We start from the raw sequence: 20,023 nt of genomic DNA on the forward strand, positions 1-20,023 counted from the left end.
CTTTTGATTCCTACAGTAAACTGACGCGGCCTTTGTTTACATGGACAGTTGCCATAGATGTTCTTGTTATGATATAATATTTTATATGCGAGTGTGGCGGAACTGGCAGACGCACTAGACTTAGGATCTAGCGCCTTTCGGCGTGCAGGTTCGATTCCTGTCACTCGCACCAACCTTATAAATCAGGCTCACGTGGAATGGTCACGTGAGCTTTTTGATTATTTGCTTCAACTGTTAAACAAAAGAATGCTGTTGGATGTTTTACTGCTCACGTGGCAATAGCTGCGTGGGCTTTTTTTGTACACTGAAATCTGTAATAGTGTTTACACTAATAAGCTGTAATCAAAAAATAATATACAAATATTACACTTTTTGTTGACAAAAAACTGCTTGCTGAAATAATAAAAAAACACTGATTAGATGATGCCGGCAAGCCTGACAGATTTGTAAGAGCATCAGAGCTGTAGACATGTTATTGCAGGAGGGAAAGATATGGAGCAAATTTTATCGATTGTTGTACGTAATCAGCCTGGCGTACTGATGCGTGTAGCAGGCATGTTTTCACGCCGTGGCTTCAATATTGACAGCCTGGCGGTAGGCACGACGCAAAACCCGGAGTTCTCGCGTATGACAGTGACGATGGAAGCTGACGAGCCGACCATTATTCAGGTTACCAAACAGCTGGCGAAGCTGGTTGAGGTAGAGCGTGTCAAGGTGTTGCCTCCTAAATCCAGTGCTACCCGCAGTATGATTTTGGTTAAGGTAAAGGCCGGCAATAAGCGTCCGGAGCTGCTGCAGCTGGCGGAAGTGTTCCGTGCGCATGCCGTGGATGTAACCGGTGAGTCACTGATATTTGTTGCTACCGGCGATGAAGGCAAGCTGCGCGCTTTTGTTGATGTTATGCGTCCATATGGCGTAACCGAAATGGTACAGACCGGCCTTGTTGCTTTAGAGCGCGGAGATACGTCGCTGGCTGTGGAAAAATCACGTTTTGAATGGCCGCAGATGGATGATGGTCATGCGGCAATATAAGAGATAGATTTGCGGAAGGAAGTGAGCGTATGCAGTTAAGCGGCGCAGAGATTATGTGCAGAATACTGGCAGAAGAAGGGGTAACAACGGTTTTCGGATATCCCGGGGGTGCGATTCTCCCTTTTTATGATGCATTACGGCAAAGTACGATACAACATATATTAACGGCGCATGAGCAGGGTGCTACACATGCGGCAGACGGCTTTGCGCGTGCTTCAGGTAAGGTTGGCGTGTGTATAGCTACATCAGGTCCCGGTGCAACCAATCTGGTCACAGGTCTGGCAACGGCATTTTTAGATTCCGTACCGGTTGTGGCCATTACAGGTCAGGTAAACAGGGCGCTTATCGGCCATGACGCGTTCCAGGAGGTAGATATCACAGGTATTACAATGCCTATTACCAAGCATAATTTTTTAGTTAAAAAGCCGGAAAATCTGGCGCAGACATTGCGACTTGCCTTCCAGCTGGCGCGTGAAGGACGCCCGGGACCGGTGTTGGTAGATGTGCCGCGCGATGTGCAGACGGCACTGATAGATTTTGAGGAATCCCGTCTGGCGGAGCTGCAGCCGCTGGAGCCTGATGCTGAACGTGTGGCAGCGGCTGCAGCAGCTATCAATAAGGCAAAGCGTCCGGTAATGCTGGTCGGCGGTGGCGTTATCAATGCCAATGCAGAATATGATGCCATGCATTTGTGTGAAAAGCTGCATATTCCAGTTGTCAGCACGTTGATGGGGCTTGGTGCGATTAGTGCCTACAGACAGCTGTTTTTGGGAATGACAGGCCTGCATGGACATGAACGTGCCAATAATGCCGTTAAGGAAGCCGACCTGATTTTGGCTGTCGGCAGCCGCTTTAATGACCGCGTTACAGGCGAACGCAGCAGCTACAGTGCCAACAAGCTTATTATCCATCTTGATATTGACCCTGCCGAGGTAGATAAAAATATTGATTCGGGTATAGGCATAACCGGAGATATGGTAGCAACGCTGAATGCTTTGGAAAAGGCAGCGCAGCCGCACGATTTGAGCTCATGGTGGGATAAGATAAATTCCTGGCCGGGTATGGACGATGATTTTGGGGACGAGGAGGCGCCCCGGTTCTTTAAAGCATTGAATCCGGTGCTCAAGGACAAGGATTATATTATTACTACGGACGTAGGGCAGCATCAGATGTGGGCAGCGCAGCATTTGAAGATACAGTTTGCCCGCCAGTGGCTGACAAGCGGTGGCTTAGGTACGATGGGATTCGGCCTGCCTGCTGCGTTAGGCGCACAGCTGGCGCGTCCGCAGAGCCGTGTCATCAGCATAAGCGGTGACGGCGGCTTTAAGATGACAGGCAGCGAGCTTTTTACTATTGCCAGCAATAATGTGCCTGTTATCGCTATAGTGTTCAATAACAGCGGACTGGGAATGATACGCCAGCTGCAGACGGTGCAGTTTGCCAAACGCTTTACGGCCTGCGAGCTGCCGGGCTATGTTGATTTTGTAAAATATGCTGCTGCCTTCGGAATTGAAGGAGAGCATGCGGATACGCCGGAGGCTTTGGCTCAGGCAGTGGCCAAGGCGTGGGAATGCAGGAAGCCTTATCTTATAGAGGTTTGCATTAATCCTAAAAATATGGTACTCCCAATGGTAGCTCCGGGACTGGGAATTAATGATTTTGTAAAATTCGCTGACGATGAGATAAACTGAATTGGCTAAGATTTTGCTTAGTTACTCTTAAAACTCTTGCTGAAACAGGTTAAAAATGTTACGATAAAGGGACAGAAGAAAATATCATCTGTCCTTTTATTTTTTTATGCTTTGGAGAAGAAAATGGGAAATTTATCACAAACTTCTGCTCCGGTGTACGAGGCACTGGAGCGTTTTCGTAAAAAACGCGTTGTGCCATTTGATGTACCAGGTCATAAGCGCGGTCGTGGCAACCCGGAGCTTCGCGAGCTGCTGGGAGAAAAATGCGTAAACCTGGATGTCAATTCCATGAAGCCTCTTGATAATCTCTGCCATCCTGTTTCGGTAATCCGCGACGCAGAGGAGCTGGCAGCAGAGGCTTTCGGTGCGGCACACGCATTCTTTATGGTAGGAGGTACGACCTCGTCCGTGCAAAGCATGGTCTTGTCCTCCTGTAAGGCAGGCGATAAAATTATCCTGCCGCGCAATGTACACAAAAGTGTGATTAACGCGCTCGTACTTAATGGCGCGATTCCGGTTTATATCAATCCGCAGGTTGACAGTAAGCTGGGAATTTCTCTGGGGATGGAGATCGGCGAGGTAGCTAAGGCAATTAAGGCAAATCCCGATGCTACGGCGGTGCTCGTAAACAATCCTACTTATTATGGTATCTGTTCGGATTTGCGTTCTATCGTCAAGCTGGCGCATGAGCATAACATGCTCTGCCTGGTAGACGAGGCGCACGGTACACATTTTTATTTCGGAAAAAATATGCCTGTTAATGCGATGGCGGCCGGTGCTGACATGGCATCTGTTTCTATGCATAAATCAGGTGGCAGTCTGACGCAGAGTAGCCTTTTGCTGACAGGGCCTAATGTCAACTGGGAGTATGTAAGCCAGATTATCAATCTGACGCAGACTACCAGTGCTTCTTATCTTCTGCTTTCCAGCCTGGATATTTCACGCCGTAACCTGTATATGCGCGGTGAGGCATCCTTCGGCAAGGTGCAGGAGATGGCGGAATATGCCCGTGAGGAAATTAATTCTATCGGCGGCTTCTATGCTTACGGACGCGAGCTGAAAAACGGCAGCAGTATTTATGATTTTGATGTTACCAAGCTTTCGGTCTATACGCGTGATATCGGTCTTGCAGGCATCGAGGTTTATGACCTGTTGCGCGATGAATATGATATCCAGATTGAGTTTGGTGATATAGCCAACATTCTTGCTTATATTTCTATCGGTGACCGTATTCAGGATATTGAACGTCTTGTGGGTGCTTTGGCAGATATCAAGCGCCTGTATTCCAAGGATCCGTCGCAAATGCTCAATACCGAATATATCGCACCTAAGGTTGTTGTTTCGCCGCAGAAGGCTTTTTATGCCAAGGACGAATCTTTGCCTATACGCGAAACTGCGGGACGCATCTGCAGTGAATTTGTAATGTGCTACCCGCCGGGAATTCCTATTCTGGCGCCGGGTGAGGTTATCACCAAGGATATTATCGATTATATTATTTATGCCAAGGAAAAGGGTTGCTCCATGCAGGGACCTGAGGATCCGGATGTTAATAATATCAATGTATTAGTATAAAGGACGTGATTAAATGGAGCTATGGTTTTCTGACTATCATACAGAAGATGTGAAGCTGGATATCAAAATCGAAAAGCAGCTTTTCGGTGCGGATACGGATTTCCAAAGAATAGACGTTTTTGAATCCAAGGAATTCGGTCGCTTTATCAGCTGTGACGGTACCATAGTCTTTTCGGAAAAGGACGAATTTGTTTATGACGAAATGATTGTCCATGTGCCTATGGCAGTGCATCCGCATGTGCGCAAGGTACTGGTAATAGGCGGCGGCGACGGCGGTGTAGCGCGCGAGCTGACGCATTATGATGAAATAGAGGAAATCGACGTAGTAGAAACAGACCATGTTTTTATCGATGTCTGCCGTGACTATTTCCCGGACAACGCCTGCGGTCTTGATGACCCGCGCGTAACTGTATTCAACGCTAACGGTCTGCGCTTTTTGCGTACCAAGGTTGATGAATACGATTTGATTATCAGCGATGCTATCGATCCCTTAGGACATGCAGCGGGCCTGTTTACCAAGGAATTCTACGGTAACTGCTTCCGTGCGCTCAAGGAGGACGGCATCATGGTTTATCAGCATGGCAGCCCCTTCTACGATGAGGATGAGGAAACCTGCCGCGCCATGCACCGCAAGGCCAGCCACAGCTTTCCCATCAGCCGTGTATATCAGGCGCACATTCCGACCTGTCCTTCCGGTTACTGGCTGTTCGGCTTTGCTTCCAAGAAGTATCATCCGCTGAAGGATTTTGATGCCAAGAAGTGGCTGGAGCGCGGCATCAAGACCTGGTATTATTCCGAGCATCTGCATAAGGGAGCGTTTATGCTGCCTAAGTATGTTGAAGATATGTTGGAGGAAGAAGAAAGATAATTTATTTAATTTATGAACAGGAGATGATTTGAATTATGAGTAAATTATTAGTAATCGGCTGCGGCGGTGTTGCCGGCGTAGCTATCGCAAAATGCTGTCAAAACAGTGATGTTTTCACCGAGCTGTGTATTGCCAGCCGTACGAAGTCCAAATGTGACGCAGTTAAAGAAAAGCTGCAGCCCACGACCTCTACTGTGATTACTACAGCACAGGTTGACGCTGACAGCAAGGAACAGCTTGTGCAGCTGATTAAGGCTTACCAACCGGATGCAGTGCTGAATGTTGCTCTGCCTTATCAGGACCTGACTATTATGGATGCCTGCCTGGAATGCAAGGTTGATTACATCGATACCGCTAACTATGAGCCGGAAAACATTGACGATCCCGCATGGCGTGCAGTTTATGACAAGCGCTGCAAGGAAGAGGGCTTCTCTGCTTACTTCGATTATTCCTGGCAATGGGCTTATAAAGAAAAATTTGAGCAGGCCGGCATCATGGCTCTGCTCGGCACTGGCTTTGACCCCGGTGTTACCAGTGTATTCTCCGCTTACGCACTGAAGCATTATTTTGACGAAATCGAAACTATTGATATTCTGGACTGCAACGGCGGCGACCACGGTTATCCGTTCGCTACCAACTTCAACCCGGAAATTAACCTGCGTGAGGTTTCTGCTCCCGGCTCCTATTGGGAAAACGGCCATTGGGTAGAAATCCCTGCTATGGCTATCAAACGCGAGTATGATTTCCCTGAGGTAGGCATGAAGGATATGTATCTGCTGCACCATGAGGAAATTGAATCTCTGGCGAAGAATATTCCCGGCGTAAAACGCATCCGCTTCTTTATGACCTTCGGTCAAAGCTATCTGACACATATGAAGTGCCTGGAGAACGTTGGCATGCTGTCCACCAAGCCGATTAACTATGAAGGCAAGGAGATCGTGCCTATTCAGTTCCTCAAAGCACTGCTGCCGGATCCTGCTTCCCTCGGTCCTCGCACCGTAGGCAAAACCAACATCGGCTGTATCTTCACCGGTACCAAAGATGGCAAGAAAAAGACCATTTATATTTATAATGTCTGCGACCATCAGGAATGCTACAAAGAGGTCGGCTCTCAGGCTATCAGCTACACCACCGGCGTTCCTGCAATGATCGGTACTGCTCTGGTTATTACTAAGCAATGGCAGGGCAAAGGCGTATTCAATGTGGAAGAATTCGATCCGGATCCGTACATGGATATGCTGAATAAGTTCGGCCTGCCTTGGGTTGTTGACGAAAACCCGGCTACGGTAGAATAAGATGACGGACGCCAAGAAAACTGTAATGCCGGCATATGTTGTCGACAAGGCTGAGGGTGCTTCCCGTCTGGCTGATTTGCAGAAGAATTTGCGCGCAGAGCGTGAGGAGGCGGCGCTGAAGGCGCTGCCGACTCCCTGCTATGTGGTTGATGAGGCTAAGCTGCTGAATAATCTGCGCCTTTTGCAGCATGTGCAGTGCGAAAGCGGTGCGCATATTCTGCTGGCACAGAAATGCTTTTCTATGTTCCGCCTCTATCCGCTGATGGGTGAATATCTGGCAGGCACGACGGCAAGCGGTATTTACGAAGCGCGCCTCGGTCATGAGGAGATGGGCAAGGAGAACCATGTTTTTGCACCTGCTTTTAAGGAGCAGGATATGCAGGAGCTGGTGCAAATCTGCGACCATATTATTTTCAACAGCTTTGCGCAGTTTGAAAAGCATAAGGCTGTTTGCGCTCAGGCCGGTGTGAGCGTTGGTATCCGCGTGAACCCGGAATGCTCGACGCAGGAGGGTGAGCATGCAATTTATGATCCCTGTGCCTATGGCTCACGTTTGGGTGTAACACTGGCTAACTTCCCGCAGGTTTTACCGCCGGAAATCGAGGGCCTGCATTTCCATACGCTGTGTGAGCAGAACGCTGATGATCTGCTGACGACCTGGAAGGCCTTCGAGGCGAAGTTCAGCAAGTATTTTGCACAGCTTAAATGGCTGAATTTGGGCGGCGGTCATCATATTACGCGCAGTGATTATGATGTGGAAGCACTGATTGATTTAGTAAAATATATTCGCGCTACCTATCACGTTGAGGTATATCTGGAGCCCGGTGAGGCTGTGGCACTCAATGCCGGCTATCTTGTGAGTGAGGTGCTGGATATTGTGCATAACGGTCTGGATATTCTTATCCTTGACGCATCGGCTGCCTGTCATATGCCTGACGTGCTGGAGATGCCGTACCGTCCGACTCTGCGCGACGGCTATGAGGCTGACGAAAAGCAATATAAATACCGTTTGTCCTCTATGACTTGTCTGGCCGGTGACGTGATTGGCGATTACAGCTTTGACAAGGAAATCAAGGTTGGCGATAAGCTGATTTTTGAGGATATGGCGATTTATTCCATGGTAAAAAATAATACCTTTAACGGCATTCCGCTGCCTGATATTGTGCTGTTGCACAAGGATGGTACTACGGAGCTTGTACGCCGTTTCGGTTATGAAGATTTTAAAGGACGTTTGTCATGATGTTAGAGAAAAACTTTACTCCCGCTGCCGACGGCTTTCATATGCCCGGCGAATACGAACCGCATGATGGCTGCATTATCGTTTGGCCGCAGCGTCCGGGCTCCTGGAGCTTTGGCGCAGTTGCGGCCTGCGAAGCGTTTACGGCTGTGATTAAGGCGATTGCGGCGAGCGAAAAGGTTTATGTTATCTGCGGTGCTAAGCACTTTGCCGTAGCGCAGGAATATCTTGCAGGTGTCGCTAACGTTGAGCTGCTAGCTATGGAAACAGATGACAGCTGGGCGCGTGACATCGGTCCGACGTTTGTTGTGCGTGACGGCGCGCAGGGACGCGAGCTGCGCGGTGTAAACTGGCGCTTTAACGCCTGGGGTGGCGAGGTAGACGGCCTGTATCCCGATTATGAGCAGGACGATGCTTTTGCGGAAAAGTTTGCCGAGCATTATGGTGCTGCGCTGTATGATGCTGTTCCCTTTGTGCTGGAAGGCGGTTCTATTCACTGCGACGGCGATGGTACGGCATTGGTGACGGAGGCCTGCCTGCTGAGCGCCGGGCGTAATCCCGACCTTTCCAAAGAGCAGATTGAGCAAAAGCTTAAGACTTACCTGGGCGTGGAAAAGGTTTTGTGGATTCCGCGCGGTATTTATAACGATGAAACAAACGAGCATGTAGATAATGTCTGTGCCTTTATCCGCCCCGGTGAGGTGGTGCTGGCGTGGACAGATAATGAAGCTGATCCGCAGTATGCTTTGAGCAAGGCTAGCCTGGATGCTTTGGAGCAGCTGACGGATGCCAAGGGACGTAAAATCATCGTGCATAAGCTGCCTGTGCCTGCGGTGCCTGTGTGCATCACCGAGGACGAGGTAGCAGGCTTCGACTTTGTTGAAGGAGAGGATATGCGCGAGGCCGGTGAACGTCTGGCGGCTTCGTATGTAAACTTTTATTTCAGTAATGACAGTGTTGTAGTGCCTGCCTTTGGCGGGGAGAATGCGGCAAGCGATGCGCTGGCTGCGGAAATTCTTGCCAAGCTCTGTCCTGAGCGTAAGGTAGTGCAGATACCGGCGCGGGCAATTTTGACCGGTGGCGGCAATATTCACTGCATTACACAGCAAATTCCGAAGGGAGTGTGCTTATGAGCAAGGTAAAGGTGGCAGCAGTGCAGATGCGCTGTGCGCCGACCGTAGAAGAAAATTTACAGCACGCTGAAGCACTGGTGCGTGAAGCTGCAGCGAACGGCGCGCAGATTGTTCTGTTGCCGGAGCTGTGGGAGCGTCCGTATTTCTGCCAGCAGCGTCGCTATGATTTCTATCAGTATGCACTGCCTACGGAAGAAAATCCTGCGGTGCAGATGGGCAAGCGTTTAGCGAAGGAGCTGAATATCGTTCTGCCTATCAGTTTTTTTGAGCGTGATGTCAATGAATTATACAATTCCATCGCCTGCATTGATGCCGACGGTGAGATTTTAGGCGTTTATCGCAAAACACATATTCCTGACGATCATTTTTATCAGGAAAAATTTTACTTTAAACCGGGTAACAGCGGTTTTACGGTTTTCAATACCAAGTATGGCCGTGTCGGTATCGGTATCTGCTGGGATCAGTGGTTCCCTGAGACAGCACGCTGCCTGGCGCTGAACGGAGCAGAGCTTTTGTTCTATCCTACGGCGATTGGCTCCGAGCCTATCTTAGACTGTGACAGCATGCCGCATTGGCGCCGTGTTATGCAAGGTCATAGTGCAGCTAACCTGATGCCTGTGGTAGCAGCAAACCGCATTGGTCTGGAAACTGTGGAGCCCTGCGAAGGCAATGCAGGCCAACAGTCCTCCTTGCTGTTCTACGGCTCTTCCTTCATGACCGACGGTACCGGTGCGCTTGTGCAGGATGCATCGCGTGATCAGGAAGAAATTCTTTATGCGGAGTATGATTTGGCAGCCTTGTCTGAGGACAGACTGAGCTGGGGACTGTTCCGTGACCGCAGACCGGAATGCTATGGTAAGATTGCCGGTAAGTAAATATTGAAGCTATAATAAAAAATCACAATCGGCTATATGTGTAACCGGTTGTGATTTTTGTTTTATCCGATATTGAGCTCGTGCTTGAGAGCATCCTGTAAAATTTTGGAGAAGTTCAGCTTTTTGGCAATCGCCGCATCATTTAACCATTTAGGGATGGTGAGAGTTTTTTTGACTGCTTTGGTAAAGTGCTCTTTGGCATATGCTTCTACATCAACACTTACTATATTAACAAAGGCTTCTGCGTAATCGTTATATTCTTCGTTAACGTCAATAGTGTTTAATTCAGATGGTTCCGGAACAGCTTCATTGCTGAGCTTTGCTTCGTAAAGAAAGCCTGCAAGGCAGTCTGTTGCCATTTTCATAGCATCTTGTAAATCCGTACCACAGGTTGCCAGATGGTTAAGGTCTGGAAAAATTACGGTGTATCGTCCGTCTTTTTCTTTATAAAAGCACGCAGGATACATTGATAACATAAAATCACCCTTTCTGAAAATCTAAACCGGCTTGTTTGAAAATAGCTTTAACTGTGCCTATGGGAATATCTCCCTTATGGTTAGGAACAGTTACTTTATTAGGTTGGCGTGGATGTACGTAATAAAAGTGGGAGCCTCTGGTAGAATATAATGTCCAACCGGCTTTTTTCAGTAGCTTTTCCAGTTCTTTAAATTTCATGATATTGCTCCTTTCATAATTGTATCATTTAACACGTATAAAAACAATACGTATTGGTGATGCTATTAAAAAAGGAGTATTGCAGTTGGTACTACAATACTCCTAAGAGAACGACAACAGTATTAAATTTGTATGTTAGACTTATTATATCATAGAAAATATGGTTAGAGGTATATTCGCAAAAATTTCATAAGATGTTTGGATTAATGATGATAAAATTTTGACTATCTCATCCTCCTACTTTGTCATCAGGCAGATACATAATGGTTATGCTGTAAATAATGATAGTGCAGACTGCCAGACAGATAGCTATTATTGTGAACAGCTTCAGCCAGGGAATTTCCTGCTGCAGATACTTGCGGCAGTAGCGCCAGAAGCAGGTGATGGTGAAGATGTTGAAGATGCTGCCTAAAATAAGCATAGTCCAGACGCTTTTGGCGAGCGGCAGATAGGACAGGCTGAGGTTGATCGCTGCGAGCACAGGCATGGCAGTCATGGTGTTGTAGATTTTGCCGTCTGCTATGGCAAAGCTGGCGGTGAGAACAACGCTGCCTAAAATCAGCGGCAACAGTGAGGCGCAAAGCAGCTGTGTGTTGCCGGGATTATATTGCTGCAGCCTGCTGCGCCAGAGAAAGCGCCCGAAGAGCTTGTAGAGGATTAATGCATAAAGTATTAGCAGAATGCCGCTGGCAAGGGTATCCATACCGCCGAAGCCGATGACAGCAACAAGAAAATGTATTATAAAAAAGCCCATGGCAGCCAGCAGGAAGAAGAGCTGATTATAGAACCAGTACCAAAAGGCCAGTATCAGAAAAGTACGCATGGCAGAACCTCCTCACATAATGTATTAAGCAATTTTATTGGTCACTTTTATTATAATATGATTGAGAGGAAAATGCTATGCTTTTGCCTCTTTGGGTAAAATTAGCTTGAAATTTTGCTGAGAATATAAAAAGTCCGATTCGTCTGTGATGACAAATCGGACTTTTTTATGTGGCTAATTTTTTAGGCTTATACAATTATTCCTCAAAGTAGTTGTTGGCTTTATCATAAAGCGCAGCAACATCCTTGGAAGGACCGCCGCTGAGCAGGGAAACAATGACACCTGCTACAAGGCTGGCAAAAAAGCCGGGGATAATTTCGTAGATGCCGGTGGAGGCTGCCATAGTCAGGTACCAGCCGATATCGACAACAGCACCGACGATGATGCAGGCTACCGCACCCTGGAAGGTGAAGCCGCGCCAGAAAAGGCTGAGCATGATAGCAGAACCGAAGGCTGCACCGAATACGCCCCAGGCGTTGGCAACCAGCTCCATAATGCTGCCTGCACGCGGAGAATCGGCAATAAGCAGAGCTACGAAGGAGATAACGAGTACAACGATACGTCCTGCCCAAAGCATTTCCTTGTCACCGGATTGGTATTTACGGATTACAGGTTTATAAACGTCGCTGGCAAAGGCAGAAGCGGAAGCGAGCAGCTGACTGGAAGCAGTACTCATGGAAGCTGCCAATACGCCGGAAAGCAGGATACCGCTCATCAGAGCCGGGAAAATGCTGCGAACCATGGCGATGAATACCAGAGAGTTTTGATTGATGTTCTCATCCATGCCCAGATACATACGGCCGACAACGCCTACCATGGTAGCGAAGAAGCAGATGAGGGCGGTCCAGCTGATAGCGATAACAGCGGATTTCTTCATTTCCTTCTGGGATTTGAGGGACATGAAGCGGATGATGATATGCGGCATACCGAAGTAGCCAAGGCCCCAGCCGAAGCCGGAGATAATATCAGAGGTTTTGGCAACCGGATTCCAGTAATCGGGCGGAATGCCGGCAACAGCCTGCGGATTGATTAAGGACACTGCGAAGATAGGTGCAATCAGCAGAGAACCGAGAATCATCAGGCCTTGATAGAAGTCAGTCCAGCAAACAGCGGAGAAGCCGCCTAAGAAGGTGTAGCCGATGATGATGAAGGCTGCCACATACATGGTGTAGGTCTGATCAATGCCGATAACGGTGTTGAACAGAGTACCGCAAGCCTTGATGCTTGATGCGGAATAAATAGTGTAGGCAATAAGGAAAACGATTGCACAGATTACCTGCAGCACATGGGACTTAGATAAAAAGCGGTTGCTGAGGTACTGCGGAATAGTGATGGCATCGTTTGCCACGATAGAAAAACGGCGCAGGCGCGGTGCTTGGAAAATCCAGCTTAAGGAATAGCCGGTGAGCAGGCCGATACTGATCCAGGCCTGACCGAGACCAAGAGCATAGATAGATGTCGGCAAGCCCATGAGCACCCAGGCGCTCATATCAGAAGCACCGGCAGAAAGAGCGGTTACCCACGGTCCCATCTGACGGCCGCCGAGGAAGTAGGTCTTTTCACCACCCTGACGATTTTTATAGAAGAACCAGATACCGATTGACAGCATGAATAGCAGGTAGACGATGAAGACTACCATTTCCGTATAATTCACAAACACCCCTCCAAAATTTAAGAATAGATAATGCTATTATACACTTAAACTTTAGGCTACTGCAAGTAAATAATAAAAATAAAATGCTTAATATGCAACGGACAGTGTTTTGAGGACTAATCCGAACACTGCTTGCTGCTGACTAAGCACTGAAAATTTACCATGTGAAATATGTATAAGCTGTAAAGAGAGTCAGAATGATGATTTCGCAAAGCAGAACCGGCTTAAGCGTTTTAAAAAAGTTGGCTTTGAAATAATCGACGGTGATAACAAGGCACATATGCGTCGGTGTGAGCATCTGACCGGCAATACCGAAGGCCATGGCAACGCCGGCCAGGTTCAGGCTGCCTGTCTGCATAGCGGCAACGATAGGCATAACGATAGCCACATGTCCCTGTGACATGCCGGTGAGCACGCCGATGATGAAGCTGACGCAGGCGATGATAACAGGCACCGGCAGCGGAGAGCTTTGGAAGGCTGCGACGATTTCCTGCAGCACGTGGGTGACGGTCAATATCTGAATGAAGTAGAGGATGCACAGCACATTGAGGAACATTTTGATGTCCAGAGCGCCGATAACAACATCCTTGAGGCCAACCTCGCGATTAGTAAAGCGAAGTACCAGAAACAGGCAGGCTGTGACCAGGCCCATGCCGGCGGAGGCGTTCAAGCCGCAGAATACTACGAGAATAAAGGTGATAATGACAGGCGAAAGCGCCAGCCATAAATACTGCGTACCCTGACTGTCATTGGCAATAGTTTCGGTACGGCTGTTTGCCGCTTTGATGGGGCGGATGAGGACAAACCAGCCTGCGGAGAAGGCCAGTACGGTTAGCCAGGCCAGATGCAGAATGAATTCACCGTAGCTGACGCCGGCGATGTTGCAGGCCATAATCATACCGGGAATAATCGGGCTGGAAAATTCAAAGATATGGCGGAACCAGAAATTGATGGCAGCTTTATGCTCCTGTTCGATAGGCAGATTTTTGCTGGCTTCCTCTACAATAGGAGCCGAGAAGCGTGCGCCACCAAGTGACGGCAGCAGGCCTAAGAAGGCAGGCATCACGGCCAGGGTTACCTTAGCGCTGGAAAAGATGCGCTGCAGCGCCTGCACCATACCTGCCAATGCACCGCTGGTGCGCAGCTCGATTTCCAGGCACATGACAAAATAAAGGGCAAAAAGAATATCATAGGTGCGCGGCATTGTTAATGTTTCGCGTAATGCCTGTACCAGATACGGCAGCTCCGGTGCTTTCATCAGCCAGATAAAAATACCGCTGGTGAGCATACAGGGGCCGATGGGGATGTGACGCCTCAGCATGAGGATGATCATGAGCATGGCGATTGTAAGCAGAAGAAATATGTTCATAAACAGGTTTTCCTTTCGGTTGCGTAATTGTTGGCAAGTACCAAGTAATTGCTGATGATGTTTATTTATTATACACCCTGCCACAAAAAAATCATAATAAAACTGTAAAAAATCTTAGTATGGGATGCAAATAATGCTATAATGTAAGCAGAGATACAGAAACGGAGGTCAGATTATGCAGATAGAAAGATTAAGACTGAAGAATTTCCGTTGTTACGATGAGCTTGATATTGCTTTTGAACCTAAGCTGACAGTTATTGTAGGCGAAAACGGCAAGGGCAAGACGGCGATTTTTGATGCGCTGGCAATTGCTCTGGAGCCCTATCTGCGCAGCTTTGATGCCAGTGGCCGGCAAATTACTCCCCAGGATGTGCGGCGTGTGCCTGTTTATAAAAAGGATATGCGTCATATTGATGGTATGGAATGCCATTATCCGGTAGAAATTAAGCTGGAGGGTGAGGTTTACGGCAAAAAGCTTACCTGTAACCGCCGCCTGCTGGAGGGAAATGTGCCTGAGGATGATGCTGATGAGCTGTGCGAACGTGGCTGTGCATTGGCGCACGATGCCAAGGAGAACGGCAACAGGCTGTTGCCGGTGCTGGCCTATTACGGTACTCAGCGCATTTGGGTAGACAGCAAGCTGATGACAAATTTTCATAAATCGCTGATGGAACGCAATGTAGGCTACGAGGAATGCCTGGAGCCGTCTTCTTCCTACAGCACCTTCGGGAAATGGTTTGAGTATGTCACCAAGTGTGCGCAGTCAGAGCAGCAGTACAGCGCAGAGGTGAAGCGCAATGTGATGCTGAAGAATGCGATTCAGAACGCTGTCGACGTGTGTCTGGAAAGTACCGGCCTGCGTGATTTGTATTATAATTACCGCCTGAAATGCTTTGTTGTCAGTCATCCCGATATGGGTGAAATGGTGGTAGATGAATTGAGCGACGGCTTTCGCAGTATTATCAGCATGGTGGCTGACCTGGCCTATCGCATGGCGCGTCTGAATCCGCAGCTGCGTGAGGATGCGGTAACCAAGACTCCGGGGCTTGTATTGATTGATGAGGTAGAAATGCATCTGCACCCGCTGTGGCAGCAGACGGTACTGCTGGATTTACAGAAAACCTTCCCGATGGTACAGTTTGTAGTGACTACGCATAGTGCGCAGGTGCTTAGCAGCGTGCCGGCCGAGAGCATACGCGTATTGGCCTGGAGCAAGCAGTTCGAAGGCGTGCGCCACGTAGATTTTTCCTTGGGCGCCAACAGCTATCAGCTGCTGCAGGATATTCAGAATGTGAGCCCACGTCCGCAAGCTCTGCCGATTGTGCAGGATTTAAAGCGTTATCTGCAGCTGGTGAGCGAGGATGCCTGGGATACGCCGGAAGCGCTGGAACTGCGCAAAAAGCTGGATAAATGGTCCAATGGCAAGGAGCCTGCTCTGCTGCGTGCGGATATGGATATCCGTATGCGTCAGTTCCGCAGGAGGCGCTCATGAAACGTGTTTATAAAAGCAAGGAAGAACCTGAGCTTCTCAGGCAGTACAGGCTGCATAATCCCGAGGAAACCTGGGAGCATTTCCGCCGTCGCTGCCGCAGGGGCTATAAACAGGTGCGGGAAGCAATTTTGCGTGACCAGCACGGCCTTTGCGCCTATTGTGAGGTAGGCATTAAGCTGGCGGAGGAGGAAGGCGAGGTTGACGACTTCCGCGTGGAGCATTTTTATCCGAAAAATGCTACGCAGGAGCATGGGCACAACTATCATCTGGATTGGCGCAATCTGTTGGGCGTGTGCCACGGCGGCAGTCAGCCTTATGTGCCTGACCCCGAGTGGCGCTATTCAAGCCAGAAGCGTGACCGCAGCTGCGATGTGCCTAAGGGTGGGCGTGAAATTACAAACTATATCCTCAATCCGCTGAAGATTCCCGGCAAAATCCGTCTGTTCCGTTATGCGGAGCATAGCGGGCGGATGTACGTAGACGAAGATACCTGCCCCAAAGATTTGCAGGGTAAGGCGCGCAGCACTATCCGCGAGCTGAACTTGAACGCGCCGCGGCTGATGCGCATGCGTCGTGAGGTAATCCATACGCTGGAGGACCAGATAAGTGATGAGCTTAGTAAGGGCCGTGAGCTGGATGAAGTTTTGGAAATGTTGGCAACCATCTGTCTGGTGCCTGACTATAATGGCGTGACGCTGCCGTTCTTTTCCGTTATCCGTTGGTATCTGGGCGAGGCAGCGGAAGAAGTTATCCGTGCGAGCGGTGCTAAGCTGTAGCGTTCAAATCCTGTCTGCGATGCAGGCAGGATTTTTTTGTTGGATGAAGAATAATATAAAATGGTTCTTGAACAATGAAATTTTGCTAAATACACTATAAAAAAGGAGAATAGACAAATGCAAGTTACGAACAAGGCTTTTAAGGCCTACGATGTACGCGGCGTTTACCCCACAGAAGTTAACGAGGAAATGGCTTACCGTATGGGACGAATTTTTTCGGCAATGTTCGCTGCGGAAACTGTTGTTGTCGGACATGATATCCGCTTGAGCGGCAGAGCACTGGTGGATGCGCTGACGGAGGGACTGCGCCATGGCGGCACCAGGGTTATTGATATCGGCCAATGCGGTACGGAAATGATTTATTTTGCTACCGCTCATCTGAAAGCAGACGGCGGTATTATGGTTACTGCCAGCCATAATCCCAAGGAATATAACGGCATGAAGCTGGTACGCCGTGATGCACGTCCTGTTTCCAGCGATACCGGTCTGAAGGAAATCGGTGAGATGGTTGCTACAACCAAAGAGTTCGTGCATAAGGTAGTAGCAGGCAAAACTATGGGTGCTTTGGAGCATATGGATATTATGCCTGCCTATATCGAGCATTTGCTGACCTATGTTGATACAAGCGTGCTCAAGCCGATGAAAATTGTTGCTAACCCCGGCAATGGCGGTGCCGGTCCTATTTTGAAGGAGCTGGCGAAGCATCTGCCGTTTGAATTTATCACGTTGAACGAAACTCCTGACGGTACCTTCCCGAACGGTGTGCCCAACCCGTTGCTGCTGCCCAACCGTGAAGCTACGGCTAAGGTTGTACGTGAGAGCGGTGCGGATCTTGGTATTGCCTGGGATGGCGACTTCGACCGCTGCTTCCTCTTTGACGAGAAGGCAGATTTTATCGAGGGCTATTATATTGTCGGCCTGCTGGCGGAGGTTTTCCTGCACAAGGAGCCGGGTGCAAAGATTATGTTCGACCCGCGCCTTACCTGGAACACCGAAGCTATTTTGCAGCGTGACGGCGGTGTGCCTGTACGCTGCAAGAGCGGTCATGCCTTTATGAAGGAATGCATGCGCAACAATGACGTGCTGTACGGCGGCGAAATGAGCGCGCATCATTATTTCCGCGATTTCTCCTGCTGCGACAGCGGCATGATTCCCTGGCTGCTGGTTACCGAGCTGATGTGCCGCAGCGGCAAAAAGCTTAGCGAGCTGGTAGGCGAGCGCGTTGCTATGTATCCCTGCAGCGGCGAAATCAACCGCAAGGTGGCAGATTCCGCAGCAGTGCTGGCTGAGTTGGGCAAAAAATATGCTGACGGCGAGCAGGACCATCTGGACGGCCTGAGCGTTGCCTATGACAACTGGCGCTTTAATGTGCGTGTATCCAATACGGAGCCTGTAATGCGCTTGAACGTAGAAACTAAGAGTGACAAGGAGCTGCTGGCGGCTAAGACTGCAGAGCTTTTGGAAGTTATCGGCGGCGAGGAAGCCTGATTTTAGATGCTTCCCGTAAAGCATCGCTTGCTGAGTCACCGCGATTTATAAATTGAGTCTATACAAGGAGATAAGATAAAATGTTTAAACCTGTACGTAAAGCCGTTATTCCGGCAGCAGGCCTGGGAACACGCTTCCTACCTGCTACCAAAGCAACTCCGAAGGAGATGCTGCCTATTGTTGATAAACCGACCATCCAATATATTATCGAAGAGGCTCTTGCTTCCGGCATTGAGGACATCCTAATTATTACCGGCCGCAGCAAGCGTGCCATCGAGGATCATTTCGACCGCAGCATCGAGCTTGAGCTGAACCTGGAGGCCAGCGGCAAAACCAAGGAGCTGGAGCTGGTACGCAAAATTTCCGATATTCGCATTCATTATATCCGCCAAAAGGAACCGCGCGGACTTGGTCATGCTATTTTGTGCGCTAAGCATTTTGTTGGCGATGAGCCCTTTGCCGTACTGCTGGGCGATGATGTTGTTGACAGCCGGGTGCCTGCACTGAAGCAGCTAATTGATGTTTACGATAAAACCGGTGCCAGTGTTTTAGGTGTGCAGGAGGTGCCGCAGGAGAAGGTTTCTGCCTATGGCATTGTTGCCGGTGAACCGACTGATGAAGCACGTACCGTTAAGGTAAACGATATGGTAGAAAAGCCTGCAGTAGAAGAAGCACCCTCTCGTCTGGCGGTTTTGGGCCGTTATGTAATTACACCGGAAATTTTCCCGATTCTGGAGCAAACTCAGCCCGGCCGTGGTAATGAAATCCAGCTGACCGATGCGCTTAAGGTATTGGCTAAGGAGCAGCCGATGTATGCTTATGACTTTGTAGGCCGTCGTTATGACGTGGGCGATAAGCAGGGCTTCTTGGAGGCAACTGTAGAAATGGCGCTGAAGTGTCCTGAGCTGCGTGACAAGTTCCTGACTTATCTGCAGGGAATCGTTACAAAGGAGAGCAAATAATTAATGAATATCCTTGTTACCGGCGGAGCAGGTTATATTGGCTCCCATGTAGTGGAGGAGCTGCAAAAGAGCGGCTTTACTCCTATTGTTTATGATAATTTTTCTACCGGCCATGAGGCGGCAGTGCCTGACGAAGTACAGCTGGTAGAGGGCGATATCCATGATGTGCGTTTTGCCAAGCACATTATGGAGCAGTTTAAAATTGATGCGGTGATTCATTTTGCTGCCAGCAGTCTGGTTGGCGAATCTATGACCGACCCGGCGAAATATTATTTTAATAATGTTGAAGGCAGCCTGCATCTTTTAGAGGCTATGCGTGGTGCCGGTGTGGACCGAATGGTATTTTCTTCTACCGCAGCTGTTTACGGTGAGCCGGAAGCAGTACCTATTACCGAGGACAGCCGTCTGGCACCGACCAATGTTTACGGCCGTACCAAGCTGGCGATTGAAGGCATGCTGGCAGATTATGACCATGCCTACGATATGCGTTATGTGGCTTTGCGTTATTTTAACGCTGCCGGTGCTTCTCCGACGCGCGATATCGGCGAGGACCACAGTCCGGAAAGCCATCTGATTCCGCTGATTCTGAAAACGGCGCAGGGCGTGCGCAAGCAGGTTTCTATCTTCGGTACCGATTATCCGACGGCTGACGGTACCTGTGTGCGTGATTATATTCATGTCTGCGATTTGGCGAAGGCGCATGTGCTGGCACTCAAACATCTTTTGAGCGGTGGCAGCAGCCGTGTGTATAATCTGGGCAGTGAAAACGGCTTTAGCGTACGCCAGATGATTGACAGCGCCAAAAAGGTTACCGGCGTTGACTTCCCCGTTGTGGAGGAGGAGCGTCGTGCCGGTGATCCCGCAGTGCTCATTGCTTCTTCGGCAAAAATCCGTGAGGAGCTTGGCTGGGAGCCGCAGCACAGCAGTGTAGATGAGGTTATCAGCACCGCGTGGAAGTGGCATAAGGGCCATCCGCATGGCTATTGCGGCTAAAAGTAAATAAGTGCATACTAAAAAACCGGTTTCCCAGGCTTTTAAGCTGATAGGGAAACCGGTTTTGTTATGTGCTGAGAAAGCTTTT

Annotated in this window: 18 protein-coding genes and 1 tRNA gene; 14 read left to right on the top strand and 5 right to left on the bottom strand. The window is 49.1% G+C overall.

Translation table 11 applies throughout. The features are described from left to right. Window positions 1-87: 87 nt before the first annotated feature. The 9 genes from HMPREF9443_RS02370 to aguB all read left to right on the top strand — a co-directional run bounded on the left by HMPREF9443_RS02370 (window position 88) and on the right by aguB (window position 9,703). Window positions 88-172 (top strand) — tRNA-Leu (locus HMPREF9443_RS02370). A 320-nt stretch (window positions 173-492) separates the two neighbouring features. After that, window positions 493-1,032 carry an acetolactate synthase small subunit gene (ilvN, locus tag HMPREF9443_RS02375; protein WP_009144905.1) on the top strand — a complete coding sequence of 180 codons (540 nt, stop codon included), beginning with the start codon at window positions 493-495 and terminating at the stop codon, window positions 1,030-1,032. A 29-nt stretch (window positions 1,033-1,061) separates the two neighbouring features. Next, window positions 1,062-2,723 (top strand): biosynthetic-type acetolactate synthase large subunit, encoded by a 1,662-nt coding sequence (gene ilvB / locus HMPREF9443_RS02380; protein ID WP_009144906.1) that lies wholly within the window; start codon window positions 1,062-1,064, stop codon window positions 2,721-2,723. A 123-nt stretch (window positions 2,724-2,846) separates the two neighbouring features. After that, window positions 2,847-4,295 (top strand): aminotransferase class I/II-fold pyridoxal phosphate-dependent enzyme, encoded by a 1,449-nt coding sequence (locus HMPREF9443_RS02385; RefSeq protein WP_021720419.1) that lies wholly within the window; start codon window positions 2,847-2,849, stop codon window positions 4,293-4,295. Between the two features lie 13 nt (window positions 4,296-4,308). Further along, window positions 4,309-5,163, top strand: coding sequence for a polyamine aminopropyltransferase (gene speE, locus HMPREF9443_RS02390; RefSeq protein ID WP_009144908.1), 855 nt, complete (start codon window positions 4,309-4,311; stop codon window positions 5,161-5,163). Window positions 5,164-5,198: 35 nt separating this feature from the next. Next, window positions 5,199-6,458: a saccharopine dehydrogenase family protein gene (locus HMPREF9443_RS02395; protein WP_009144909.1), complete on the top strand. Its 1,260-nt coding sequence runs from the start codon at window positions 5,199-5,201 to the stop codon at window positions 6,456-6,458. Window position 6,459: 1 nt separating this feature from the next. Beyond that, window positions 6,460-7,698 (top strand): carboxynorspermidine decarboxylase, encoded by a 1,239-nt coding sequence (gene nspC, locus HMPREF9443_RS02400; protein WP_009144910.1) that lies wholly within the window; start codon window positions 6,460-6,462, stop codon window positions 7,696-7,698. Further along, window positions 7,695-8,828 carry an agmatine deiminase gene (aguA, locus tag HMPREF9443_RS02405; protein ID WP_009144911.1) on the top strand — a complete coding sequence of 378 codons (1,134 nt, stop codon included), beginning with the start codon at window positions 7,695-7,697 and terminating at the stop codon, window positions 8,826-8,828. The genes nspC and aguA overlap by 4 nt, the downstream gene beginning before the upstream one ends. Beyond that, on the top strand, window positions 8,825-9,703 hold the full coding sequence (gene aguB / locus HMPREF9443_RS02410; RefSeq protein WP_009144912.1) for an N-carbamoylputrescine amidase: 879 nt from the start codon (window positions 8,825-8,827) through the stop codon (window positions 9,701-9,703). The genes aguA and aguB overlap by 4 nt, the downstream gene beginning before the upstream one ends. Window positions 9,704-9,765: 62 nt before the next feature. Here aguB and HMPREF9443_RS02415 read toward each other — a convergent pair whose 3' ends face one another. From HMPREF9443_RS02415 to HMPREF9443_RS02435, 5 genes are all read right to left on the bottom strand, one after another. Further along, window positions 9,766-10,179, bottom strand: a complete 414-nt coding sequence (locus tag HMPREF9443_RS02415) for a type II toxin-antitoxin system HicB family antitoxin (RefSeq protein ID WP_040564817.1) — start codon at window positions 10,177-10,179, stop codon at window positions 9,766-9,768. Window positions 10,180-10,183: 4 nt separating this feature from the next. Continuing rightward, on the bottom strand, window positions 10,184-10,378 hold the full coding sequence (locus HMPREF9443_RS02420) for a type II toxin-antitoxin system HicA family toxin (protein ID WP_009144914.1): 195 nt from the start codon (window positions 10,376-10,378) through the stop codon (window positions 10,184-10,186). Window positions 10,379-10,607: 229 nt separating this feature from the next. After that, entirely contained in the window at window positions 10,608-11,201 is a 594-nt protein-coding gene (locus tag HMPREF9443_RS02425; protein WP_009144915.1) for a hypothetical protein, read from the bottom strand. A 196-nt stretch (window positions 11,202-11,397) separates the two neighbouring features. After that, window positions 11,398-12,855 (bottom strand): sodium/proline symporter, encoded by a 1,458-nt coding sequence (locus tag HMPREF9443_RS02430; RefSeq protein WP_040564819.1) that lies wholly within the window; start codon window positions 12,853-12,855, stop codon window positions 11,398-11,400. Window positions 12,856-13,012: 157 nt separating this feature from the next. Beyond that, a complete protein-coding gene (locus HMPREF9443_RS02435) occupies window positions 13,013-14,224 on the bottom strand; it encodes a DUF401 family protein (RefSeq protein WP_009144917.1) in 1,212 nt (403 codons plus the stop codon). 175 nt (window positions 14,225-14,399) lie between these two features. On the opposite strand from HMPREF9443_RS02435, the gene HMPREF9443_RS02440 reads away from it, so the two are divergent. The 5 genes from HMPREF9443_RS02440 (at window position 14,400) to galE (ending at window position 19,935) form a co-directional block, all read left to right on the top strand. Next, window positions 14,400-15,716 (top strand): AAA family ATPase, encoded by a 1,317-nt coding sequence (locus HMPREF9443_RS02440; RefSeq protein WP_009144918.1) that lies wholly within the window; start codon window positions 14,400-14,402, stop codon window positions 15,714-15,716. Further along, a complete protein-coding gene (locus tag HMPREF9443_RS02445; protein WP_009144919.1) occupies window positions 15,713-16,492 on the top strand; it encodes a retron system putative HNH endonuclease in 780 nt (259 codons plus the stop codon). Before HMPREF9443_RS02440 ends, HMPREF9443_RS02445 begins: the two co-directional genes overlap by 4 nt. Window positions 16,493-16,609: 117 nt before the next feature. Beyond that, entirely contained in the window at window positions 16,610-17,980 is a 1,371-nt protein-coding gene (locus tag HMPREF9443_RS02450; RefSeq protein WP_009144920.1) for a phosphohexomutase domain-containing protein, read from the top strand. A gap of 80 nt (window positions 17,981-18,060) precedes the next feature. Then, window positions 18,061-18,942, top strand: coding sequence for a UTP--glucose-1-phosphate uridylyltransferase GalU (gene galU / locus HMPREF9443_RS02455; protein ID WP_009144921.1), 882 nt, complete (start codon window positions 18,061-18,063; stop codon window positions 18,940-18,942). Between the two features lie 3 nt (window positions 18,943-18,945). Further along, the gene (gene galE / locus HMPREF9443_RS02460) at window positions 18,946-19,935 is read left to right on the top strand and encodes a UDP-glucose 4-epimerase GalE (protein WP_009144922.1); all 990 of its coding nucleotides are present in this window, start codon (window positions 18,946-18,948) and stop codon (window positions 19,933-19,935) included. The last annotated feature ends 88 nt before the right edge of the window (window positions 19,936-20,023 follow it).

It is taken from the genome of Phascolarctobacterium succinatutens YIT 12067 (genome assembly GCF_000188175.1).
Taxonomy (GTDB): domain Bacteria; phylum Bacillota; class Negativicutes; order Acidaminococcales; family Acidaminococcaceae; genus Phascolarctobacterium_A; species Phascolarctobacterium_A succinatutens.